Annotated in this window: 21 protein-coding genes; 8 read left to right on the forward strand and 13 right to left on the reverse strand. The window is 67.5% G+C overall.

Going from position 1 to position 22,400, the window contains the following annotated elements:
- Positions 1-31 precede the first annotated feature (31 nt).
- The 5 genes from ABIB25_RS21760 to ABIB25_RS21780 all read right to left on the reverse strand — a co-directional run bounded on the left by ABIB25_RS21760 (position 32) and on the right by ABIB25_RS21780 (position 6,221).
- A complete protein-coding gene (locus ABIB25_RS21760; RefSeq protein ID WP_354530614.1) occupies positions 32-880 on the reverse strand; it encodes an ABC transporter permease in 849 nt (282 codons plus the stop codon).
- Positions 880-1,806, reverse strand: coding sequence for an ABC transporter permease (locus ABIB25_RS21765; protein WP_354530615.1), 927 nt, complete (start codon positions 1,804-1,806; stop codon positions 880-882). The genes ABIB25_RS21760 and ABIB25_RS21765 overlap by 1 nt, the downstream gene beginning before the upstream one ends.
- On the reverse strand, positions 1,803-2,945 hold the full coding sequence (locus ABIB25_RS21770) for an ABC transporter ATP-binding protein (protein ID WP_354530616.1): 1,143 nt from the start codon (positions 2,943-2,945) through the stop codon (positions 1,803-1,805). The genes ABIB25_RS21765 and ABIB25_RS21770 overlap by 4 nt, the downstream gene beginning before the upstream one ends.
- A gap of 33 nt (positions 2,946-2,978) precedes the next feature.
- A complete protein-coding gene (locus tag ABIB25_RS21775; RefSeq protein ID WP_354530617.1) occupies positions 2,979-4,322 on the reverse strand; it encodes a polyamine ABC transporter substrate-binding protein in 1,344 nt (447 codons plus the stop codon).
- A gap of 168 nt (positions 4,323-4,490) precedes the next feature.
- Positions 4,491-6,221: an APC family permease gene (locus ABIB25_RS21780; RefSeq protein ID WP_354530618.1), complete on the reverse strand. Its 1,731-nt coding sequence runs from the start codon at positions 6,219-6,221 to the stop codon at positions 4,491-4,493.
- Positions 6,222-6,359: 138 nt separating this feature from the next.
- On the opposite strand from ABIB25_RS21780, the gene ABIB25_RS21785 reads away from it, so the two are divergent.
- From ABIB25_RS21785 to ABIB25_RS21800, 4 genes are all read left to right on the forward strand, one after another.
- Positions 6,360-6,878 carry an Lrp/AsnC family transcriptional regulator gene (locus ABIB25_RS21785; protein ID WP_354530619.1) on the forward strand — a complete coding sequence of 173 codons (519 nt, stop codon included), beginning with the start codon at positions 6,360-6,362 and terminating at the stop codon, positions 6,876-6,878.
- Positions 6,879-6,992: 114 nt separating this feature from the next.
- Positions 6,993-8,357, forward strand: a complete 1,365-nt coding sequence (locus ABIB25_RS21790; RefSeq protein ID WP_354530620.1) for an aspartate aminotransferase family protein — start codon at positions 6,993-6,995, stop codon at positions 8,355-8,357.
- 135 nt (positions 8,358-8,492) lie between these two features.
- Positions 8,493-9,899, forward strand: a complete 1,407-nt coding sequence (locus tag ABIB25_RS21795) for an NAD(P)/FAD-dependent oxidoreductase (RefSeq protein ID WP_354530621.1) — start codon at positions 8,493-8,495, stop codon at positions 9,897-9,899.
- Between the two features lie 282 nt (positions 9,900-10,181).
- Positions 10,182-11,048, forward strand: a complete 867-nt coding sequence (locus tag ABIB25_RS21800; protein WP_354530622.1) for a hypothetical protein — start codon at positions 10,182-10,184, stop codon at positions 11,046-11,048.
- A gap of 54 nt (positions 11,049-11,102) precedes the next feature.
- Here the strand turns inward: ABIB25_RS21800 and ABIB25_RS21805 are convergent, their stop codons facing one another.
- On the reverse strand, positions 11,103-11,894 hold the full coding sequence (locus ABIB25_RS21805) for an HAD family hydrolase (protein WP_354530623.1): 792 nt from the start codon (positions 11,892-11,894) through the stop codon (positions 11,103-11,105).
- Between the two features lie 197 nt (positions 11,895-12,091).
- Here ABIB25_RS21805 and ABIB25_RS21810 point away from each other — a divergent pair, with 197 nt between their 5' ends.
- Complete coding sequence (locus ABIB25_RS21810) at positions 12,092-13,123, forward strand: hypothetical protein (RefSeq protein WP_354530624.1); 1,032 nt, start codon at positions 12,092-12,094, stop codon at positions 13,121-13,123.
- On the opposite strand, the gene ABIB25_RS21815 is transcribed toward ABIB25_RS21810, so the two are convergent.
- Positions 13,107-13,739, reverse strand: coding sequence for a hypothetical protein (locus ABIB25_RS21815; RefSeq protein WP_354530625.1), 633 nt, complete (start codon positions 13,737-13,739; stop codon positions 13,107-13,109). The genes ABIB25_RS21810 and ABIB25_RS21815 overlap by 17 nt on opposite strands.
- 175 nt (positions 13,740-13,914) lie before the next feature.
- Here ABIB25_RS21815 and ABIB25_RS21820 point away from each other — a divergent pair, with 175 nt between their 5' ends.
- Both ABIB25_RS21820 and ABIB25_RS21825 read left to right on the forward strand, forming a co-directional pair.
- Positions 13,915-14,781, forward strand: coding sequence for an alpha/beta fold hydrolase (locus tag ABIB25_RS21820; RefSeq protein ID WP_354530626.1), 867 nt, complete (start codon positions 13,915-13,917; stop codon positions 14,779-14,781).
- A gap of 104 nt (positions 14,782-14,885) precedes the next feature.
- Positions 14,886-15,479, forward strand: a complete 594-nt coding sequence (locus ABIB25_RS21825) for a helix-turn-helix domain-containing protein (protein ID WP_354530627.1) — start codon at positions 14,886-14,888, stop codon at positions 15,477-15,479.
- 37 nt (positions 15,480-15,516) lie between these two features.
- On the opposite strand, the gene ABIB25_RS21830 is transcribed toward ABIB25_RS21825, so the two are convergent.
- From ABIB25_RS21830 to ABIB25_RS21840, 3 genes are read right to left on the reverse strand one after another with little or no spacing between them, the layout of a single operon-like run.
- Positions 15,517-16,836 (reverse strand): D-arabinono-1,4-lactone oxidase, encoded by a 1,320-nt coding sequence (locus tag ABIB25_RS21830; RefSeq protein ID WP_502919878.1) that lies wholly within the window; start codon positions 16,834-16,836, stop codon positions 15,517-15,519.
- A 2-nt stretch (positions 16,837-16,838) separates the two neighbouring features.
- Positions 16,839-18,014: an amino acid deaminase/aldolase gene (locus ABIB25_RS21835; RefSeq protein ID WP_354530629.1), complete on the reverse strand. Its 1,176-nt coding sequence runs from the start codon at positions 18,012-18,014 to the stop codon at positions 16,839-16,841.
- Positions 18,011-18,754 (reverse strand): TetR/AcrR family transcriptional regulator, encoded by a 744-nt coding sequence (locus tag ABIB25_RS21840; RefSeq protein WP_354530630.1) that lies wholly within the window; start codon positions 18,752-18,754, stop codon positions 18,011-18,013. Before ABIB25_RS21840 ends, ABIB25_RS21835 begins: the two co-directional genes overlap by 4 nt.
- A gap of 127 nt (positions 18,755-18,881) precedes the next feature.
- Here ABIB25_RS21840 and ABIB25_RS21845 point away from each other — a divergent pair, with 127 nt between their 5' ends.
- Positions 18,882-20,066: an MFS transporter gene (locus ABIB25_RS21845; RefSeq protein WP_354530631.1), complete on the forward strand. Its 1,185-nt coding sequence runs from the start codon at positions 18,882-18,884 to the stop codon at positions 20,064-20,066.
- Between the two features lie 51 nt (positions 20,067-20,117).
- On the opposite strand, the gene ABIB25_RS21850 is transcribed toward ABIB25_RS21845, so the two are convergent.
- The 3 genes from ABIB25_RS21850 to ABIB25_RS21860 are packed head-to-tail and all read right to left on the reverse strand — an operon-like array spanning position 20,118 to position 22,307.
- Entirely contained in the window at positions 20,118-20,864 is a 747-nt protein-coding gene (locus tag ABIB25_RS21850) for an urease accessory protein UreD (protein ID WP_354530632.1), read from the reverse strand.
- Positions 20,861-21,613 (reverse strand): urease accessory protein UreG, encoded by a 753-nt coding sequence (gene ureG, locus ABIB25_RS21855; RefSeq protein ID WP_354530633.1) that lies wholly within the window; start codon positions 21,611-21,613, stop codon positions 20,861-20,863. Before ureG ends, ABIB25_RS21850 begins: the two co-directional genes overlap by 4 nt.
- Positions 21,606-22,307 carry an urease accessory protein UreF gene (locus ABIB25_RS21860; protein ID WP_354530634.1) on the reverse strand — a complete coding sequence of 234 codons (702 nt, stop codon included), beginning with the start codon at positions 22,305-22,307 and terminating at the stop codon, positions 21,606-21,608. Before ABIB25_RS21860 ends, ureG begins: the two co-directional genes overlap by 8 nt.
- Positions 22,308-22,400: the final 93 nt, after the last annotated feature.

Here is a 22,400-nt window from a genome sequence, read left to right on the forward strand (position 1 = left end):
GCCGTGCTGGACGACGCGCTCATCGGATAGCTCACCTGTTCCGTCTTGTACTGATGATCCGGCCGATCCCCACCAGGACCAGCGATATCAGCAGCATGCCCGTTCCGATGACGTTCACCTGCACCGGGAGGGCCCGCTGGTAGGCACCCCAGACGAACATCGGGAAGGTGACGGTCGATCCCGCATTGAAGTTGGTGATGATGAAATCGTCGAAGGACAGCGAGAAGCTCAGCAGCGCCGCGGACACGATGCCGGGCATCACCAGCGGCAGGGTGACCCGCAAGAACGTCTGGAACCGGTTGGCGTACAGGTCCATCGCCGCCTGCTCCAACCGCGGGTCCATCCCGGCCAGGCGGGATTTCACGGTGACGATGACGAAGCTGATGCAGAACATCACGTGGGCGATGAAGATCGTCAGCTGACCGAGCGGCACTCCGATGTTGATGAACAGCGTCAACAGGGACGAGCCGGCGACGACCTCGGGGGTGGCCATCGGCAGGAAGATCAGCACGTTGGCGACGGCACGGCCGCGGAACCGGTGCCGTGCCAACCCGAACGCCGCCGTCGTGCCCAGGATCGTCGCGACGAGGGTGGCCAGCAGCCCGATCTTCAGGCTGACCAGCAGCGAGTCGCAGATCCCGGAGACGTCGCAGGGCGAGGACCAGGCGTCGAACGAGAACCTGACCCAGGTGTAGTTGAAGCGGCCGTTGGGCTTGTTGAACGAGAACAGCACCACCACGAAGATCGGGACGAAGAGGTAGATCAGCCCGAGAACGCCGAGGAAGGCGACGAAGTGGTCGCGGATCCAGCCGAAACGGCGGCCCGTCGGCCGGGAAATCGGCGCAGGGGCAGAGGTCCGGGTCTTCTCCAGGATGGCCATCACAGCAGGTCGTCCGTTCCGGCTCGTTTCACGTAGACGCTGACCAGCACCACGATCGCCAGCATCAGTACCAGCGACAGTGCCGCCGCGGACGGATAGTCCCGTTGCTGCAACGCCAACGAGTCGATGACGTTGCCCGTCATCGTCTCCGACGTCGAGCCGAGGAACTGCTGGTTGACGTAGTCACCGGCCGCCGGGATGAAGGTGAGCAGGGTGCCGCCCACCACCCCCGGCAGCGACAACGGCCAGGTGATCTTCCAGAAACTGCTCCACGAGTTGGCGTACAGATCACCGGAGGCCTGCAGCAGTCCCGGATCGATCTTCTCCAGCGAGGTGTAGAGCGGGAGCGTCATGAACGGCAGGAAGTTGTACGTCAGACCGAGGACGACGGCGATCGGGGTGGCCAGCAGGCGGCCTTCCGTGATCCCCAGCCAGTCGGTCAGATGCATCAGCCCGGTGGACTTCATGATGTCGACCACCCAGCCCTGGTCGGCCAGGATCTGGCGCCAGGCCAGGGTTCTGATCAGAAAGCTGGTGAAGAACGGCGCGATCACCAGGGCCAGCATCAGGTTTCGGTAGCGGCCGGCCTTGATCGCGATGGTGTAGGCCAGCGGGTAGGCGATGAGCAGTGCGAGAAGGGTGGCCACCGCGGCGAAGACGAAGGAGCGGGCGAACTGCGGCCAGTACTGCGTGATGACGTCGCCGTAGGTGGCCCAGTGCCAGGTCAGCGCGTAGCCGTCCTCGAGGGAGCCGGTCTGCAGCGAGGTCGAGGCGAGCGTCAGGGTGGGCAGGACGTAGAAGACGATCAGCGCGAGAAAGGCGGGCAGCAGCAGGAAGTACGGGGTCAGCTTCCGACCGGACTTCTCCGGGGGCGGCTCCGGGGTCCTGGCCCCTCCGGAGACTCCCGCCGCCGCAACCACACTCACGACGCCACCTCGGCCGCGGTCGCCTCTTCGTAGGCGCCGGCCTCCAGACCGAAGGTGTGCTCGGGATGCCAGGAGAGCGTGACGCGGTCGCCGACCTGGCGCAGCGTCGTCGCGGTGTTCTGGCTGAACACGGTCAGTTCCTCGTCACCCTTGGTGCGCACCAGGTATTGCGTCGACACCCCGACGAAGGAGGTGTCGATGATGATCCCGTCCACCGCGTTCAGCCCCGGCCGCGGTTCACCCGGTTCGCTGATCTGGATCTTCTCCGGGCGCACGCCGACCTCGATGTCCACCGCCGCCGACCGGGCCCTGGCCGCCGGCATGGTCAGCCGCACGCCCTCGAAGTCGAGCGCCAGCACGTCGCCGTCGCGGGAGACGACCTTCACCGCCATCAGATTGGACTGGCCGAGAAAGCCGGCCACGAAGGCACTCTGCGGGTTCTCGTAGAGATCGACCGGAGCACCGAGCTGCTCGACTCGACCCTTGTTCATCACCGCGATGGTGTCGGCCATGGTCATGGCCTCCTCCTGGTCGTGGGTGACGTGGATGAAGGTGATCCCGACCTCGGTCTGGATCCGTTTGAGCTCCAGCTGCATCTGCCGGCGCAGCTTGAGGTCCAACGCACCCAATGGTTCGTCCAGCAGCAGCACCTTCGGCCGGTTCACCAGCGCCCGCACCACCGCAATGCGCTGCTGCTGGCCGCCGGAGAGCTGGGTCGGCTTGCGCTGCGCCAGATGGGACAGTTCCACCAGCTCGAGCATCTCCATCACCTTGCCCCGCACGTCGTCCACCTTGCGGCGGCGGAGACCGAACGCGACGTTCTCGAAGATCGTCATGTGAGGGAAGAGTGCGTAGTTCTGGAAGACCGTGTTGGTCGGCCGCTGGTAGGGCCGCAGCGCCGAGATGTCGTTCCCACCGATGTAGATCGCACCCGATGACGGATTCTCGAGCCCGGCCACCATCTTCAGGGTGGTGGTCTTGCCGCAGCCGGACGGCCCGAGCAAGGCGAAGAACGACCCCTCCGGCACGGTCAGGTCGATCGAGTCGACTGCCGTGAAATCACCGTAGTTCTTGACCAGCGAACGGATCTCGAGCCCGGTGCCCAGTTCGGCTGCACCTGCTGTGTCGGCGACGGTCATCTTACCGCTCGAGACATTCGTGGTGGTAATGTCTCACGCACCGGACAACTTGGCAAAAGCTGCGCTGTAACGCTTCTCCTGAGCTGCATCGAGTTCCATGAAACCCTTCGCCTTCGACAGGGTGGCACTGGTCGGGAAGATCAACTCGTTCTTCGCCACCTTCGGGTCGGTCTTGGCCAGGATCGCCTGGGTGCCGGCGACCGGGGTGATGTAGTTGACCGCGTCGGCGACCTTCGCGGACACCTGCGGGTCGTAGTAGTAGTTCATCAGGATCTCGGCGTTCTTCTTGTGCGAGGTCCGCACCGGGATGACGAAGTTGTCGCTCCAGAGCGTGTAGCCGGCGGGCGGCAGCACGTACGTCAGATCGGGGTTGTCCGCCTTGAGCTGCACAACGTCTCCGGTCCACGCCATGCAGGCGGCGATGTCGCCGGAGACCAGCCCCTGGGCGTAGTCGTTGCCGGTGAACTGCCGGATCTGCTTGGCGTCGACCGCGGTCTGCAGCTTGGCGATCGCCTTGTTGAACTGCTCGTCGGTGAAATCACTGCAGTCGAAACCAAGATCGAGCAGGGTGAGCCCGATGGTGTCGCGCATCTCGGTGAGCAGCGTGACCTTGCCCCGGAGCGAGGAGTCGGTGAGCAGCCGGTCCATCGAGTCGATGGTCTTGCCGCCGGTGGCACTGGGGTTCTGCGCGATGCCGGTGAGCCCCGACTGCCATGTCAGGGAGTACTTGCGGCCCTTGTCGAATGGCACGTTCATCAGGGCCGGCTGCAGGTTCTTGATGTTCGGGATCATCGAGTGGTCCAGCGGCTGGACGTATCCCAGCTGGATGAACTTGGAGGCCATCCAGTCGGTCACCACGAAGACGTCCGCCGCGATCGCCTGCCCGGCAGCCAACTGCGGCTGGACCTTGGCGAAGTACTGGTTGTTGTCGTTGACGTCCTCGGTGTACTTCACCGCGATGCCGGTCTTGGCGGTGAAGGCGTCGATCGTCGGGTGCTTGCTGGCGTTGCCGCTGCTGACGTCGATGTACTCCGGCCAGTTCGACCAGTTGACTGTCTTGTCGGTGTCGGACAGGTCGGGGACGCCGGCGCTGCTGGTCGGCGTCAAGGCTGCGGGTTGCGGACTACCAGGTGCGGACGACGACCCGGCTGCCGACGACGACCCTGCCGCCGACGACCCTGCCGCCGACGAACTCGACGAGGACGCCGAGGAGGTCGAGCCGGCCTGGGCATTGGTCCCCTTGACCCCGCAGGCAGCCAGCAGGGCCGCGGTTCCGGCCACACCGGCGCCGCGGAACAGGGTGCGCCTGGTCAGGCCGGCCCTGGCCAGATCGGCCATCGTCGGGAGGTGCTGGTTCCGGTCGTCTTTGCTGGGCATGAGTTGCGTTTCCTCCAGTTGCTGGGTGCTGATGCGGGCGGTGGTGCGCCGTCCGCACTTGCTGCAGGGCCGTGCGCGATATGACATCACGTAGCGGCGAAGAACGCACGAGACCGCTCACCGGGCCGACAGCGATGTCGACCACGGTGAGCGGCCACGGCGGGTGGGTCAGGTCACGTCCTTCCGAAAGGTCTCGCCCGTTTCCGGATCGATGGCGACCTGCCCGACGGGCAGGTTGGAGAGGTCCTTCGCGATGACGGTGCCCTGCTCGCCCGAGCCCGGCAGGGTGCTGGGCACTCCCTCGACCACGCCGACCAGCACCAGGTCCGCCGACCTTCTCGGCAGTGTTCTCCCTTGGAAGAAGTCGGGTGAGCGCCACCACTGCAGGGCGATGAGCACGAACCCAACCCCCAACGCCAGCATGCCCACCACGGCCACGGCACCGATGCCGAAGATGGTGACGTTCTTGCCGGCATCGTCGGTCAACCAGTCCGCGGCCGCGTAGCTGACCAGTCCGTAGACGAACATCGCGAAGAGGAAGATTCCGCCGACCAGCGGAATGATTCCGCGCATCAGCAGATGGCGGAACGAGCTCAGCAGCGTCTTCCGGTAGAACCACGCGCAGGCCATGCCGGTGAGGCCGTAGTAGAAGGCGATCTGCAGGCCGATCGATCCGATCAGCGCTGCCAGTAGGCTGGTGCTGATGATGGTGATCAGCAGGTAGAAGCCGATGGACACCGCACCCATCCCGATCGTGGACCAGGTCGGAGTCAGGTACTTCGGATGGATCCGGGCGAAGTTCCTGGGCACGGCCTTGTAGACCGCCATCGACAGAGCCGTCCGCGCGGTGGGCAGGATGGTCGTCTGGGTGGAGGCCGAGGCCGACGTCAGGATCGACACGGTCAGCAGCCCGAGTCCGACGTGGCCGAGGAAGCTGTCGCCGAACAGAGCGGGCCCGATGGCGGTGAAGACGTCGGCGGCGTTGGCCGCACTGCCGAGCCCGATACCGTCGGTCCCGACCCCGGCGAAGGCCACCACCGACGTCGTCACCAGCACGTAGGTGATCAGCAGCAGCACCGTCGATATGACGGCCGCCCGACCGGGGGTCCGTCCCGGATCGGCCGCCTCCTCGTTGGTCGCGACCGCCGTGTCCCAGCCCCAGTAGATGAACGCGGCCGTGAGCACCGCGGGTGCGATGACGCCGCCGAAAGACAGGCCTCCCGGCCACAGCCAGGACAGCTGCGGGGTGAGCGACCCCTTGGGTGCGGTGTGCGAGTAGACCTTGATCAGGGCCACGACGGCCACCATGATCGGCGTGATCACCTCGATGGTCAGCAATCCGTACTGCAGTCGGGCCGAGACCTCGATGCCGCGGTAGCAGATGTACGTCATGATGACGATCCAGAAGATCCCGGCCACCGTCGACCAGAACGTATTGCTCGCCAACGTGTTGTGGATCCCGACGTCGTCGGCGAGGGTGAACGAGTAGGCCCCGGCGATCTGCGCCAGGTTGGCCATCACGATGACGTCCGCCGCGATGATGCCCCACCCGCCCATCCAACCGACGATGGGACCGAACGCCCGGGTGGCCCAGGTGAACGTGGTGCCGCAGTCGGGCTCGGCCTCGTTCAGTTCCTTGTACGCGACGGCGATGAAGTACATCGGGATGAAGGCCAGCAGCATGATCGCGGGCGCCTTGACGCCGGCCAGGATCGCGCCGCCGCTGGCCACGATGAGCCCGAGGCTGGCCGCGAGCGAGTAGGCCGGGGCCGTCGATGCCATCCCGACGACGACGCTGCCGACCAGGCCGAGCGAACCCGACTTGAGTCCCTTGTCGACGGCGGTTCCATCCGAGGTGCCGGAACCGGCCGGCGGTCCGACCGGTGCTGTCGTCGTCATGCGCACTCCCAGCTGCTCGAATGGTCGATACGGTTATCGCAGTTCTGAACGCCCTGTGCAAGGGTTTCCGTGTTGCCATTTGGTTTCGTCGACGGAATCACTTGCTTTCCGACCTCGGATCCGGCCATCATCATCGTCATGTCCAGATCCTCGGCCGGCCTCGGAGCCGACAGCGACGGTCCGGGGACGCTCCGTCACCGAAGCGCGGCCGTGGCACTGGACGACGTATCCAAGGGGATCATCGAACAACTCCAGCAGGACGGTCGTCGGCCGTACGCGGCGATCGCTGCCGCTGTGGGGCTCTCGGAGGCAGCGGTCAGACAACGGGTCTCGCGGTTGATCGGGTCCGGCGTGGTGCAGATCGTCGCCGTCACCGATCCGCTGCAGGTCGGGTTCTCCCGTCAGGCGATGATCGGGATCAAGGCCGAGGGCAATCTGGATCCGGTCGTCGCCGCGCTGTCGGCGATGGACGAGGTCGACTACGTGGTGGTCACCGCGGGGTCGTTCGACATCCTCGCCGAGGTGGTCTGCGAGGACGACGAACACCTCCTGAGCCTGCTCAACGAGCGCATCCGCACCATCGAGGGCATCCGGTCGACCGAGTCGTTCATGTATCTGAAGCTGTCAAAACAGACCTACACCTGGGGAACGAGATGACACGGTCGCGTCCATGCACCTGGCAACCCTCAAAACAGACCTACACGTGGGGCACCCGATGACGCGGCGCCCCTCTACCCAACTTTCCATTCAGACCTACCCGTGGGGAACACGATGAGCACCAGCGTCACCAGCAAGGCCACCGACCATCTGTGGATGCATTTCACCCGCATGTCGGCCTACGACCACGCGCCAGTTCCGATCATCGAACGTGGCGAGGGAAGCTACATCTGGGATACGAACGGCAAGAAGTACCTCGACGCGCTCTCCGGTCTGTTCACCGTCCAGGTCGGCCACGGCCGCGAGGAACTGGCGAAGGCCGCGTACGACCAGGCGAACAAGCTCGCCTTCTTCCCGATCTGGTCCTACGCCCACCCGGCCGCTATCGAGCTGGCCGACCGGCTGGCCGCCGCGGCGCCGGGCGACCTGAACAAGGTCTTCTTCTCCTCCGGCGGCGGCGAGTCGGTGGAGACGGCCTGGAAGGTGGCCAAGCAGTTCTTCAAGCTGACCGGGAAACCGGCCAAGCACAAAGTCATCTCGCGGTCGATCGCCTACCACGGGACCACTGCCGGCGCACTCTCGATCACCGGGATCCCGCCGTTCAAGCAGGCCTTCGAACCGTTGGTCCCCGGCACCTTCCGCGTCCCGAACACCAACTTCTACCGCGCTCCCGAACATTTTGCGGAGGACGAGAAGGCCTTCGGTCTGTGGGCGGCAAATCGGATCGAGGAGGCCATTCTCGCCGAAGGCCCGGAGACCGTCGCAGCAGTCTTCGTCGAGCCGGTGCAGAACGCGGGTGGTTGCTTCCCGCCGCCCCCCGGCTACTTCGACCGGGTGCGCGAGATCTGCGACGAGTACGACGTCCTGCTGGTCTCGGACGAGGTGATCTGTGCCTACGGGCGGCTCGGCACCATGTTCGGCGCCCAGAAGTTCGGCTATCAACCCGACATCATCACCACTGCAAAGGGTTTGACGTCCGGGTACTCGCCGTTGGGCTGCGCGATCATCTCCGACCGGATCTACGAGCCGTTCGGCAAGGAGGGTGTGTCGTTCGCGCACGGGTACACCTTCGGGGGCCACCCCGTGTCGTGCGCCGTGGCGCTCGCGAATCTCGACCTCTTCGAGAAGGAGGACCTGCTCGGCCACGTGCTGCGCAACGAGAACGCGTTCCGGTCCACCCTGGAGAAGTTGTACGACCTGCCGATCGTCGGGAACGTCCGTGGTGACGGCTACTTCTACGGGATCGAACTGGTCAAGGACAAGGCGACGAAGGAGACGTTCGACGCCGCCGAGAGCGAGCGGGTGCTGCGCGGTTACGTCTCCGGCGCGCTGTTCGAGAACGGCCTGTACTGCCGTGCCGACGACCGCGGCGACCCCGTCGTCCAGGTCGCCCCGCCGCTGATCGGTGGCCAGGCCGAGTTCGACGAGATCGAGCAGAAGCTCCGCATCGTCCTGGCCGAGGCCTGGAACCGCATCTAGACGCTAGGCGCGGCGCGCTTATCAACTTCGACCGCGCTCACGAAGTCGTCGACTTCTTTCCCACCAGTCCCATTTCCGCCACGATCTTGAGCGCCGAGAAAGTTGATGAGCGCGGCCTGAGGAGGTTCACCCGTCTTGACGCAGCATCAGGCCGACCAGACCCAGACGGCGGGCTACCGGGGGCTGAGTCTGTGGCTGGACCGCCTCCCCGAGCCGTTGACCCGACGGCCGGCGCTGGACGGCGACCTGTCCGTCGACGTGGCGATCGTCGGCGCTGGTTTCACCGGGCTGTGGACCGCGTACTACCTGCAGAAGGCCGATCCCACCCTGCGGATCGCGTTGCTGGAGAAGGAGATCGCCGGGTTCGGGGCCTCCGGACGCAACGGCGGCTGGTGCTCGGACCTCTTCCCGGCCTCCTGGGAGAAGATCGCGAGGCGGCACGGACGGGACGCCGCGCTGGCGATGAAGAACGCCATGCGGGCGAGCCTGGACGAGGTCGAGTCGGTGGTGGGCGCAGAGGAGATTGCCTGCGGATTCTCCCGCGGCGGCACCATCGGGTTCGCCAGGTCGAAGGTGCAGCTCGAACGCGCCGAAGCCGAGGTCGCGCACGCCCACTCGTGGGGTGACACCGAGGCCGACATGCGGCTGCTCTCGGTCGCCGAATCCCTCGAGATCGCAAGGGCCGAAGGCGTTCTGGGCGCGACGTTCACGCCACACTGCGCGAGCATCGACCCGGGCACACTGGTGCGCGAGCTGGCCAAGATCGTCACCGATCGGGGGGTCGCACTGTACGAGGGCACCACTGCCGAGGAGATCCGCCCGCACCGGGTCGTCACCAACACCGGCACCGTCACCGCCGATGTGGTCGTCCGCGCGACCGAGGGGTACACCGCCGCACTCCCGGGCGCCCGACGCGACCTCGCTCCGATCTACTCGCTGATCGTCGCAACCGAACCTTTGGATGCCGACACCCTGGCCGCCGTCGGCCTGACGGACCGACCCACCTTCGCCGACCAGCGACACGTCATCTGCTACGGACAGCGCACCGCCGACGGCCGCATCGTCTTCGGCGGGCGCGGCGCCCCGTACCACTTCGGGTCCAGCACGTCGGCCGAGTTCGATCGGGAGCCGGCTGTCTTCGACTCGCTCCGCCTCACCCTGATCGACATGTTCCCGGCCCTGGCCGGCGCGGCGTTCACCCATTCCTGGGGTGGGCCGCTCGGAGTTCCACGCGACTGGCACGCCGGCGTCGGCCTCGATCGCGAGACCGGGTTCGCCTGGGCCGGAGGCTATGTCGGCGATGGGGTCTCGACCTCGAACCTGGCCGGTCGGACCCTCGCCGACCTGATCAGCGGCGCCGCCACCGAACTGGTCGGACTGCCGTGGGTCGGGCACCGCTCCCGCAAGTGGGAGCCGGAGCCGTTGCGCTACCTCGGCGTCAACACGGCCCTACGCGTGATGGACTCGGCCGACCGGCGCGAGACCCGCACCGGAAGGCATTCGACCATCGCCAAGGCATTCGACCGGTTCCTGGGCGGCTGAGGGCGCTGGGCCGCCCAGATCGTCGCAGCGGCCCTGAACCGGCGTTGCCGATGGGATCGGGTCCGCCAATCTCGAGGGTGCCCCGCGGCCATGCCGCGCTACTGGCCAGTACGTGTGGATTTCCCCCCCGACTATGGGGGGCTCATCCGCACGCTCTTGACGATTGTGGACAACTGCATCGCCTGACCGGACGATTCGGGGACGCTCGGGACATGTACCGCCGCCAGGCACTCCCACCCGAGCTGGAACGCCTCGCGCGCGTGCAGTCCGGAGTGATCAGTCGTGGCCAGATCTTGGGGGTGCGGGGTGTCGGAGAAGGTTCTCGAGCGTGTGGTGTCCAGCGGTCTTTTCGGGCGGATCGAACGCGGTCTCTTCGCCTTTCCCCATGGAACGCTGCCCTGGGAGGGGTGGGTCTGGGCCGGCATCCTGCTCGGCGGGCCGGACGCGCGGGCCGCCGGACTGACCGCGGCCAAGCTGCTGCGCCTGGCCGACGACCAACCGCCATGCATCGAGATCCTGACGCCCACCGGAACAACCGTGTCCACCAGGGATTGGGTGAGCTTCCGGAGGGAGCGTCCGGGCGTCCGCTCGATCTCGACACGCACGGAACCGCCCTGCACCCGGATCGAGGACACCGTGCTCGACCTGTGCCGACTGGGACAGGCCGCCGCCGTCGAGTGGATCACGGCAGCGATCCAGCGCAGGCTGACCTCGCCCGAGGCGCTGCAACGAGCCTTGCACAGGCGTAAGCGGATGCCCCATCGTCGGCTGATCACCGACATCGTCGCGGACGCGGCGGACGGCGTGCATTCCACCCTCGAGTACCACTATCGGCACGCCGTGGAGCTGGCGCACGATCTACCCAAGGGCAAGCGGCAGCGAACCAGGGAGGCTCGTCATGAGTTCATCGACGTGCTGTACGAGAAATACGCCCTGATCGTCGAACTGGACGGCCATCGAGGTCACGTCGGACGGTTGCGCGACCGGCGGCGGGACAACGCGCACACCAAAACGAGTTCACCGTCGTTGCGATACGGGTGGACGGAAGTGACCCAGGAGTCGTGTGCGGTCGCGTTGGAGGTGGGCGAGGTGCTGATCGGTCAGGGTTGGCCCGGCAGCCCTGGGCACTGTCCGAACTGCCTTCGCTGAGCCAGGACCACTGTGGTGTCCGTGTTCGACCATCCGAACAGCGTTGCGTGACTCTCAGAACCAGCGTTCGAGAACCGCGGCCACTCCGTCGTCTCCGTGGTGCGGGGCGATCTCGCTCGCGATCGCCGTCACCTCCGGGTGGGCATTCGCCATGGCGACGCCGTGCCCGGCCCAGGTCAGCATCTCCAGGTCGTTCGGCATGTCGCCGAAGGCGACGGCGTCAGCAGCGTCGATGCCCCACTGGCTTGCCAGATTGGCCAGCGCGTACCCCTTGTTGACCCCCGCTGCAGCAATCTCGATGAGTCCGTCATCGGTGGAGTAGGTGATCGAGAGCTGATCGGCGACACCGGCCAGTTCGGCGCCCGCCCGGGCCGCGGCGGCCAGCGTGGAGGAGTCCGTGATCCCCCGGATCAGCAGCTTCCCGGCCGGCTCGGCGAGCAGGTCGGCACGATCCAGAGCCTGGTAGTCGCCGATGATCCACGGGTGGCTGTAGGTCGACTCGGCCCAGAAGTCGTGGCTCGAGGTGCCCAGCCGTTCCACGGCCAGGGTGAACTGGGCCCGTTCGGCCAGGGCCTCGACCAGTGCCTGCATGGCCGAGGGCAACAACGGCGCACTGGTGACGATCTCGCCGGCGGCGATGTCGTAGGTGACGGCGCCGTTCATGCAGACGGCCGTTCCGGCAAAGCCCGCATCGATGACGGGACCGAGCCAGACGACGGGACGACCGGTCGCGATGACCACCCGTGCTCCGGCCTCGGCCGCACGCGTCAGGGCGGCGGCGTTCCGCGGGCTCACCCGTCGGCCCTCCAGGTCGAGCAGGGTGCCGTCCATGTCGGAAACGACCATGCGGGGAGTTCGGGTCATGAGGGAGGGGGCAAGCACCTCCCGATCATCCCATCTGCCAAAGAACTGAAGGGAACGTCGACGGACGGATGTGAATCGCGACCCAACTTCTCGGCCGCTGTATCTACCAGGGCCGCCGTGACTCCTGGCGAGCACGCGCCACCTGACAACCCTGTCCGACGAGCCACCGGGAGATCCACATGGTCCAGACCCGCACTGCTCGACGGGCACCGCAACGAGGGGCACCGCTTCGATGGGGAACGCTCGTCGTGGCGGCCGGCCTGATGCTGTCGGCCTGCAGCGGTCAGGCCGGTTTTGCCGGCACGGTCGACGGGGCGCGGGCGGGTGCTTCCAACGGGGTGACGACGACCGATGTGGGGTCCGCCACCGACGCGAGCCGGACTCTGGCCTTCGACATGTCCATCCGGGTCGCCAACACCTACGTCACGCCGAAGACGGCGGTGCCCACCGCCGTCGAAGTGTGGGTCGGTGCGCCCGGCGCCGGCAAGAAGCTCGCGACCGTGCCTTACGCGCAGGTCAGCAATTTCTTCGCCCCGGAGATGCTCGACCCTTTCGGCCAGGGCATCGGGGACGGGCAACAGCGATTCACCGTCACCTACTACGCGGCCGGCGCAACGGCGGCGTCCCGGCCGATCGGGGACGAGAGCGAGCCTGTCTCCACCGGGTTGAAGCTGACCCTGGTCGTCGCGCCGACGGATCCGACCAATGCCGACCCCGACCAGCTGGGCGCGGCCAGCCAGCTGTTCGCCGACGCACTTGGATCGGGGCCGAACAACGCCTTCAAGTCGGCAACGCTCCCGAAGCCGCCGGCCGGTCACGCGGTACTGCTGTTGAACGCGCTGGCCCTCCAGGGCAGGAAGGGGATGACGCAGGGCTCGGGCGGCCTGACCCCCTCGACCACCGATGGGAAGTGTCTGCCCTACTTCGAATTCGACAGCGCGGGCCTCGGCTACAGCGGGGACCTGCACGACATGACCTCGGATGTGTTCCAGCCGTTCGGCGGCACCTCGAACCTGGTTTATCCCGTCGAGCCGGGGACCCAGGTCCGGATCAATCAGCTCGGAACCGACGAGAGGGTCAGCGATACCTGCGCCAAGAAGCCCGTTCTCGCGGCGTTCGATCCGAAACTCACAGCGGGACAGGGCGCCTACGGCCTGATGTACGGGCCAGACCTGGCGCACGCGAGGATTCTCGTCATTCCGGCCGGCTGACTGCTGGGTCCGTGACGTCAGTCGGAACCCAGACGCCACCCGTTCCCGGTCGGACGTGCAGCACCAACTCACCGTCGAGCCACCGTGGCCGCAGCACGTCGCCGGTCATCAGTAACGCGTTCGGCAACGGTCGACCATCGAACGGGTCGATCCGATCGATGGCGGTCTCGAGCACGCTGCACAAGGAGACGACACCGGTCAGGCCTTCCACGCCCGGGAAATGAACGACCCGCCCGCTGCGCTGATCTCGGTGCTCGGTGGCAGCAACCCGGGCCGACTGCTGCAGGGACGGCAGACCGGTGCCCGTCTCTCCGGTCCAGAGTGCCCCGGCCGCACCGTCGTCGACGGCGATGGCATCGGCCACCAGCTCCAGAGCTCGCGTCCGGCCGACCGGCCCGGTGAGCGAGATCGACATGGCCACGTGGGATCTACCGAACACCTGCACATGATGGGTCGCGGCGAGGAGACTTTCGGCCCCGGCCTCCTGCAGGAGCGAGATCACCTGGACCAGCAGACGATCGGCCGTCCGCTCGCCGGCGGCCAGGACGTCCAGCCCGACGACCAGCCCGTCAACACCCTGCCGGGCCACCCCTGGCTTCTCAGACGAGGGGATCATCGCTCCGATCATTCGCGGTGCAGGCCACTCCCCGGCAAACCCCCGCCGAAGGACCGGAGAACTCCGGGCCGACGTTCGGTGGCGCGGTGCCTGGGCCATGACCTGTAGTTCTGGACTCGCCGACAACCATCTGGTGGACTTCTGATGGGGTCGAGACCAGGCTGGTGGTCGGTGGGTGGATCAGGCGGGGACGAAGCGGATGGGGCAGCAGATGCGGAACCAGTGGAGCAATCAAGCAGGCGACGACGCGGCGCCGGCCGGTCCCGGTCGACGTGACACCTTCCGGACCTCGGGTCTGACTCTCTCCTATCTCGACTACGGCGGCGATGACCCCGTGCTGCTCGCTCTGCACGGCCACCTCAACGAGGCCCGTTTCGTCGACCAGGGCGGCGTTCCCACCGACGCCGGGTTCCGGGTGATCGCCTTGGACCAGCGCGGGCACGGCGAGTCCGATCATGCCGAGAGCTACGCCACCGAAGGCTATGTCGATGACGCGCTCGCCCTCCTCGACCACCTGGGCATCGACAAGGCCGTTGTCCTGGGGCATTCACTGGGCGGTGCGGTCGCCTACCGGTTGGCGGCACGCGCCCCGCAGCGGGTGACCGGGCTGATCGTGGTGGACATCGGAGCCGTCATCGACGACAACCTGGAGATCACCTCGACCTGGCCGCGCCGGACGTCGACGCAGCAGGAACTCGTGGAAGCCATGTCGTTCATGGGCTCGAAGCAGGCCTACGTCATGCGTGAGCACGACGACGGATGGGGCGTGCCCTGGGACAGCGCCGACATGATTGCCTCACAACGGGAACTCAACGGTGACCACTGGTCGGAGTGGCTCGGGTCGAGCATGCCGACCCTGCTGATCCACGGGATCTCGAGCCGGCAGCTCAGCACCGAGCAGGCCGACGAGATGGCGTCCCGCCGGCCGGGAACCGTCCTGCGGCACCTGTCGGGCGGTCACGCCGTCTACGTGGACAACCCAGTTGCCTACGCCACCGAGGTCCGCACGTTTCTAGCTGCTGTTGCGGACCGCGCCCCATAGGCTCGCCTCGGAGTCGACGAGGCGTCCGCTGTGAACATGACTTCACGAGCGGGCGACGGCGCGCCGGTCAACAAGGTCAGTTGCTGTGGTGGCAAATTGGGTCGATGAACGAGGATCTCGATGCTGTCCTGGCGGCCGTCGGCCCCCGACTGCGTGCACTGCGGCAACGGGCGGACACCACCCTGACGGAACTCTCTGCCACCACGGGTATCTCGGTCAGTACATTGTCCCGGCTGGAGTCCGGACAACGGCGACCGACGCTGGAACTGATGCTTCCGCTGGCCCGCGCGCACGGCGTGCCGATCGACGAATTGGTCGGCGCCCCGCAGACCGGTGATCCGCGGGTGCACCTGCGACCGATCATCCGCCACGGCATGACGATGGTGCCGCTGACCCGGCGGGCCGGGGGTCTGCAGGCCTACAAGCTGATCATCCCGCCGGCCGGGATCCGATATCCACCGGATCTGAAGACCCACGAGGGCTACGAGTGGTTGTACGTGCTCTCCGGTCGACTGCTGCTCAAGCTCGGCGATCAGGACATCGTGCTGCCGCCGGGCGAGGCTGCCGAGTTCGACACCCGGGTCCCCCACTGGTTTGGAAGTGCCGATACCGTTGCGGTGGAGGTGCTCTCGCTGTTCGGCCGCCAAGGCGAGCGCGCCCACGTGCGGGCTCGGACGGGTGTGCCTGAGTCAGCCTGACCACGCCCACCTTGCCGGGGCCGTGACGTGGGCCAGATCAGCGACCGAGCACACGATCCAGGTAGGCGTTGCGGAACAGGCGGTCCGGATCCACCTCGTCGCGCACCGCGAGCACATCGTCGAAACGTGGGTACCGCTCGCGGAACTGCCCGGCATCCAGGGTGTGCAGCTTGCCCCAGTGCGGCCGACCGCCGTACGCGAGCAGGATTTCCTGGACGGCCAGGAAGTATCCGGCGAAGGGGTCACGGCGGTAGCGATGCACCGCGACGTAGGCGGACGCCCGGCGGTAGGCCGTCGACAGCCAGACCTCATCGGCGGCAGCCACTCTGATCTCCAGCGGGAACGAGATCCGCCAGCCCCTGGCCTTGATCAGGTTGCGGATCTCGGAGAGTGCCTGCGGCAACGCCTCGCGATCGATGGCGTACTCCATCTCCCGGAACCGCACGCGGCGCGGCGAGGTGAAGACCTCCTGCGAGCTGTCCGTGAAACGTCGATTGCCGATCAGCCTGGCCGCCAGCCGATTCACCGGCGGAATCACCTGAGGCATCAGGGTTCCCAGGCCGCAGGTCAGCCCGAAGACGCCGTTGGAGAGGATCTCGTCATCGAGGACGGATCGCCAGCGTGGCAGCGGGTCCGGCTGCGCGGTCGCCGGTAGGCGGCGATTGGCCTTGACCAGCGCCGTGCTGGTGTGGGGGAACCAGTAGAACTCGACATGATCGGCGCCGGCCATGATCTGGTCGAAGTTCTCCAGTACCGCTGCGAGTGGTTCGGGACGTTCGTCGGCCTCCAGCAGGAACGCCGGAACGCAGCGGAGCGTGACCTCGGTGAGGACGCCGAGAGCGCCGAGCCCCAGGCGGGCAGCCTGGAACAACTCGGGGCGCTCCGTCTCGCAGCAGTCGACCATGTCGCCGTTCGCGAGCACCAGACGCAGGGCCTTCACCTGGGCGGCAAGGCCGGTGAAATCATTGCCGGTTCCATGGGTTCCGGTCGAGATCGCACCGGCTACGGTCTGGGTCTCGATGTCTCCCATGTTCTCCAGGGCCAGTCCGTGGGCGGCGAGCGGACCCCGGAGATCGTAGAGCCTGGTGCCTGCGCCCAGCCGGACCAGACCGGCGGCAGCGTCCACCGATCGCACACCGGCGAGGCGGTCCAGCCGCAGGCTGATACCGTCGGTGGCCGCGATCGGCGTGAAGGAGTGGCCGGCGCCGACCGGTCTGACGGTCAGTCCGTCCCTCTTCGCTCTCGTCAGGACTTCTGCGACTTCACCTTCGTCAGCGGGCATCTCGACACTCTGCGGATGGGCGAGGACGGATCGGCCCCAGTTCCGCCAGGGGTGTTGCCCGGATGACGATCGAATTTTCACAGGAAGGCCCTGCCTTCACCGCGGTAGGTCGGCACGACGTCGGTGATCACGCCGTCACGGACGATGTGGAACTCGTTGAGGTGCTCCGCCGGCTCCCCCGCCTTGGCGTGCCGCAGCCAGACATGCTGGCCCACCTGCAATCTGCGGGCGGCGCGGCCGAGGAGTGGGGTCTGGACCTCGCCGGGACCCTCGACGCCCACGTACCGCAGGCCGGGCGGGTCGGCGATCACCGGGAGCCGATCGGGGCCGACCGGACCGGACGCGACCCAACCACCACCGAGCAGGGTGGCGACCGAGCGGGTCGGCTTCCGGACCACCGGCAGGACGAAGTATGCAGCGTGCGCGGGCTGGAAGGCACCGTAGTGATCGAAGAGCCCCGGACCGAAAAGCCCTGAGCCGGCTGCCACTTCGGTCACGCTGCCCTCGGAGGCGGTAGTTTCCAACGAGCCCGTCCCGCCGCCGTTGACGAATTCGAGATCGGCGGTCTCGCGAACCGCGGCCACCACCGCCGACCGTCGCTGCGCCAGTTCGGCGGCCGACCTGGCCTGCATCAGGCGGACGATCGCGCCTCGTGGGCCACCGCCGGTGTTGCCGACCCCGGCGATCTGGCCCTCGTAGGCCATCAGGCCGACCAGGGAGAACCCCCTTCGGCCGGCGATGATTCTCGCCAGATCCGCTGCAGCGGAGGGGGTGCGGATCGGTGACCGGAGCGCGCCGAACTTCAGCAAACCGAAACGGTAGCCCGCGTCGAGCTCGATGGCGACGCGGATCGACGGCCGGCCGCTCGGGGGTATCACGGCGTCGATCAGGTCGAGTTGCGCGTGATCGTCGACCATCAGGGTGATCTCGGCGGCCGCGGCGACATCATCGGCCAGCGCTGCGATCCCGACCCGGTCGACGGTCGGATATCCGAGCACCAGATCCGTGAACCCTTTGCTGTGCAACCAGAGCGCCTCGGCCAGGGTGTAGCAGAGCAGTCCGGTGTAGCCGTTCGTCCGGAGCGTGTCCGCCAGCACCTGCCGCACCCGGACGGACTTGCTGGCCAACCGGATCGGCTTTCCCGCGGCTCGGCGCACCAGGTCGGCAACGTTGGCATCGAGCGCCGTTGCATCGATCACACCGAACGGCGGGTCGAGGGCGGCGGTCGCGCTACGCAGGAGTGGGAGATTCATGCCGGCTCCGGGATCTGTCGGATGGGGATGTCCGGCACGGGGATGCCACATGCCTGGATGTCACGGGCGGGTATGTCACGGGCGGGGATGGCATGGGCGGGGATGGCATGGGCGGGGATGGCATGGGCGGGTATGGCACGGGCGGGTATGTCACGGGCGTGCGCGGCGAAGTCGACCGCGAAGGACGCCAGAGCCGCTCGGGCCGCGGCACTGTCCCGGTCGACCAGATAGTGCAGCGTCAGGCCATCCAGGACGGTCACCACCTGTCGAGCGAGGATGTCCCGCGGGACGTCCCACTCGATCTGCCGAATCTCGGCGATCTGATCGAGACTCCCGGCGACCCCTTCCAGATAGCGGCCGTACTGGAATCGCGCTATCTCACCGATGCGCGGATCCCTCAGGACGGCGGTGGTGATCTCGTAGAGCACCTGGTGCAGCCCGGGCTCAGCCTCCACCGTGTCCCAGTAGGCGGCGAACGCGTTGTTCACCGCGTCGATCATGCTGCCGTCCCGGCTCACCGCGCCGATCGACGCCGAGATCTCGGCGTCCAGCAGGCCGGCCGCAATCTCCAGCAGCAATTCGTCACGGTTGGTGAAGCAGTAGTGGAAGACCCCCTGCTTCATCCCGGCCTCCGCGCAGATGGCGCGGGTCGTGGCCGCTGCGTAACCATCCCGGACCAGGATCCGCCAGGCGGCCTGGAGCAGCAGGTCCCGTCGCTGCGCAACGGTGAGCCTGGGCATGTCGACCACTGTGACGGCGGTGCCCGGCCGTCGTCAAGCGGATCAGCACTTACTTTTGGTCGGCTGACCAAGTTGGGTGCCCACGAACCCTTGACGGTGCCGCCACGGCCTTGGATAGTCAGCCCACATGGGCCAGCTCACGTCACCTCGCGCCGGCGTCGCCGCGGCGTTCTTCGCCCAGGGCCTCGGGTTCGCCGTGGTGCTCACCCACCTGCCCGCGTTCAAGGATCGATATGGCTTGACCGATCTGGCCATCACCGGCGTCATGTTCGGCGTCGCTGTGCTCGCCGGCCTCGGCTCGACGGTCGCCGGTGTCCAATCGGGTCACCGCGGTAGCGCTCTCACCCTCAGGTTGGCGCTGCTCCTGGCTGCGGCCGGCCTGATCCTCGCCGGACTGGCCGGCTCGTTGGCCCTGTTCCTGGGCGGGGTGGCGCTCTACGGGCTGGGTCTGGGGACCGTCGACGCGTCGCAGAATATGCAGGCGGTGGCACTCGAAGCGCAGTACGGCCGGTCGATCCTGACGTCATTCCATGCGGCCTGGTCGGCCGGCGGCATCGTCGGCGCTCTCTACACCTCGGTGACCAGTTCCTGGTCCCTGGCGGTCGACCTACCGTTGATCGCGGTGGTCATCGCCGTCATCGCGGCCGCGCCCTACCTGAGCGCCGCGGAGGACCTGACCGCTGCCGCCCCGATCGGCGGGAACGCCGACCCGCCGATCCCCTGGCGGCCATTGCTCCTGCTCGGCGTCGCCCTCGTGTTGTTCTACGTGGCCGACTCGGCGGCGTCTTCCTGGTCGACCATCTACCTCCGCGATGGGTTGGCCGCCGGCGCCGGGCTGGCTCCGCTCGCCTACGGCGCCTACCAGGCCACCAGCCTCCTCTCGCGACTGACCGGCGATCTCCTGGTGCGCCGCCGAGGGGCCGTCGACGTCGTCCGACTGGCCGCCGGCATCGGGACGATCGGACTGCTGCTGGTGGTCCTGGCGAACGGACCGGCGCTGGCGATCATCGGGTTCGCCGTACTCGGTGGTGGCCTCGCCGTAGTTGCACCCCTGACGTTCTCGGCCGCCGGCGTGCTCGCCGGCGACGGCACACCGGAACAGCGTCGCCGACGGGCGGACGCCCTGATCGCGCGGCTCAACCAGTTCAACTATCTCGGTTTCGTCCTCGGCGGGGTGCTGACCGGGCTGGTCAGCTCGGGCAGTTCACTGCGCTGGGGATACGTGGTGCCGCTCGTCCTGACCGCCGTCCTCATCACCCTGGCGCCCGCCTTCGTGCCACGCACCCGGTCTCCGCTTCCCGCCGATCGCTGAGCCCTGCGCCCGCGCCAGTTCAGTGCTGCGCCCGATCGGTGCTGCGCCCGCTCAGCGTGCCGTAGCAGTGCTGCTGCCCGCGTTGGCAGTGCGCGCGGCGGTGCTCCAGGCCTTCCACCAGAGCGGGACGGGCGAGCGGGCCAGATCCGATCTGAGTACGCGGCCGACCGTTCCCACCCCGTCCTGGAGCTCGAAGCGGCTGCCCACCGCCACCGGCGGATCGACCGGCGCTGCAGCGCCGATCAGCGTCAACGTATCGAGAACCCGGCTGGGGCCGATGATTCCGGGAAGGCTGCGGGTGGACGGGTCGGTCAGGTCCAGGTCTTCGACCAGCACTGCCGCTGGCCCGCGCCTGACGGTGTTGTGGATCCGTACCGCCCCACCGGACTCGCCGGTCCGGCCCAGCACCACGGTCTCCCTGGTACACAGCACGGCGCCGTCCCCCAGGTCGAAGACGCTGCGCCGCAGGGTGTTCGCACCGTCCGCCACGACGAACGGCTCACCGTGCCAGAGCAGCAGGCCGCCGTCCTCCACCGTGGCACGCACGTGCCACACCGACGCGACACCCTGCGCGTCATAGGCGACAGTGCCTGCTGTCTCGACGATCTCGAGCCAGGCACCGGGCCCGACTCGAAGCTGCAGATCGACCACGTCGCCGCCGAGGAGCAGGGCGGTGGTGGCGACCAGGGCGACCTTTGCTCCGGTGTTGTCCTGGCCGATCAGCCGGGGAGCAAGGTTCCCGGCGGTCAGGCTCAGCCTGGCTCTCCCCTCGCCGACTTCGACGCCGACGGACGTCATGGGTGGGCGTGGGTGTGCGGCTGGGACCCGTCGTGCACGTGCGGTAGCGGAGCCCCGTCCTCACCGGCGTGGAAGTGCGGTGCCATCGGACCCGGGTCGACGGCCACATGATCGCCGGACCGGAAGGACACCAACACACTTCGGACCCAGGCGGTCAGCCCGTCGATCGACTCCCGGTCCAGGCGCGAGAGCGCCAGCACGGGCCGGCCGTCGCGAGCCGCACGACCGTCGGCGACCATCTGCGCGACGTCGACGCCGACGTACGGCGCCAGGTCGGTCTTGTTGACCACCAACAGGTCGGCGCGGCCGATCCCCGGCCCGCCCTTGCGCGCGACGTCACCGCCGCCGGCCACGTCCAGCACGAAGATCTGCGCATCGACGAGCGCCGGCGAGAAGGTCGCCGTCAGGTTGTCGCCGCCGGACTCGACGAGCACGACATCCATTGGGGCGAAGTCGCTCTCGAGATCCTCGACGGCGATGAGGTTTGCCGTGACGTCGTCGCGGATCGCCGTGTGCGGGCAGGCGCCGGTCTCCACCGCCCGGATCCGTTCGGGATCCAGCACGCCGGCCGAACGAAGGAACCGGGCGTCCTCGTCGGTGTAGATGTCGTTGGTGATGACGCCCAGGCTGAGCTCGTCGGCCATCTCGCGACAGATCAACGCGATCAGCGACGACTTGCCGGTGCCGACCGGGCCGGCGATCCCGAGGCGAAGGGACCGGGTGCTGGGGACACCTACGAAATCAGGCACGGAACAACCTTTGCGTGGTGATGGAGTGGATCTGCGCCCACTGCTCGATCAAGGGTGCACCGAACGCGGGGATCTCGTCCGGATCCGTCAGTCCCGCAACGGAAGCAGTCATCTCGTTGATCGCGGGCTGCGCACCGATGACCCACGCGGTGGCGTCCACCGGGTCCAGCGGTGCGACCTTCAGGGCCGCCGCTGCGATCGTCTGGGCCTCGTCGTAGCCGATGAGTCTGGCCAGCTGCGCCGGCGCCAGCCCGGTGCAGGCGGCCGCGACACCGAGTACCACCGCGCGTGACGGTTGACGCTGGGAGCGCAGGGCCTCGACGGCCGGATGGTCGGGCCAGAGCCGGGAGACCAGCCGCTGGTACCCCCGACCGAGCAGCACCGACGTCTCCCGAAGGGCAGGACTGATCGTCCTGGCCCGCCACGCCCGATCGACCATCGTCAGGCCGGACACCGGATCCGGGCCGAGCGACAGATACCGCGCGACGACGGCCGCGCCCGCCTCGACCGTTGCCACCGTGCGGAGTCGGGCCGTGATGTAGCGCGGGACGTCATGCGGGAGCATGCCGGCGTTGAGCGCCGGCTCGAGCCCGGCCGACTGGGTGTGTGCGCCGGTCGGCAGTCGTGCGTCCGACAGCAGCATCAGCATGAGTTCGGCGGAGCCAGAAGTCACCGGGTCGGCCGTCGCGCTCATGATCGGGTCGATTTCTGTCCCATCCGTCCCAAAACCGGCACGATCATGAGCGCGGTCGAAGTTGATAAGCGCGGCGGGCGGGGGCATCGGGGC

It is taken from the genome of Nakamurella sp. UYEF19, from assembly GCF_040546275.1.
GTDB lineage: Bacteria > Actinomycetota > Actinomycetes > Mycobacteriales > Nakamurellaceae > Nakamurella.

Coding starts and splice junctions, on each gene's coding strand:
- ABIB25_RS21785 (WP_354530619.1), top strand. CDS start 6,360: ATGTCCAGATCCTCGGCCGGCCTCGGAGCCGACAGCGACGGTCCGGGG.
- ABIB25_RS21835 (WP_354530629.1), bottom strand. CDS start 18,014: ATGAATCTCCCACTCCTGCGTAGCGCGACCGCCGCCCTCGACCCGCCG.
- ABIB25_RS21860 (WP_354530634.1), bottom strand. CDS start 22,307: ATGAGCGCGACGGCCGACCCGGTGACTTCTGGCTCCGCCGAACTCATG.
- ABIB25_RS21790 (WP_354530620.1), top strand. CDS start 6,993: ATGAGCACCAGCGTCACCAGCAAGGCCACCGACCATCTGTGGATGCAT.
- ABIB25_RS21845 (WP_354530631.1), top strand. CDS start 18,882: ATGGGCCAGCTCACGTCACCTCGCGCCGGCGTCGCCGCGGCGTTCTTC.
- ABIB25_RS21760 (WP_354530614.1), bottom strand. CDS start 880: ATGGCCATCCTGGAGAAGACCCGGACCTCTGCCCCTGCGCCGATTTCC.
- ABIB25_RS21775 (WP_354530617.1), bottom strand. CDS start 4,322: ATGCCCAGCAAAGACGACCGGAACCAGCACCTCCCGACGATGGCCGAT.
- ABIB25_RS21805 (WP_354530623.1), bottom strand. CDS start 11,894: ATGGTCGTTTCCGACATGGACGGCACCCTGCTCGACCTGGAGGGCCGA.
- ABIB25_RS21810 (WP_354530624.1), top strand. CDS start 12,092: ATGGTCCAGACCCGCACTGCTCGACGGGCACCGCAACGAGGGGCACCG.
- ABIB25_RS21840 (WP_354530630.1), bottom strand. CDS start 18,754: ATGCCCAGGCTCACCGTTGCGCAGCGACGGGACCTGCTGCTCCAGGCC.
- ABIB25_RS21780 (WP_354530618.1), bottom strand. CDS start 6,221: ATGACGACGACAGCACCGGTCGGACCGCCGGCCGGTTCCGGCACCTCG.
- ABIB25_RS21825 (WP_354530627.1), top strand. CDS start 14,886: ATGAACGAGGATCTCGATGCTGTCCTGGCGGCCGTCGGCCCCCGACTG.
- ABIB25_RS21770 (WP_354530616.1), bottom strand. CDS start 2,945: ATGACCGTCGCCGACACAGCAGGTGCAGCCGAACTGGGCACCGGGCTC.
- ABIB25_RS21815 (WP_354530625.1), bottom strand. CDS start 13,739: ATGATCCCCTCGTCTGAGAAGCCAGGGGTGGCCCGGCAGGGTGTTGAC.
- ABIB25_RS21850 (WP_354530632.1), bottom strand. CDS start 20,864: ATGACGTCCGTCGGCGTCGAAGTCGGCGAGGGGAGAGCCAGGCTGAGC.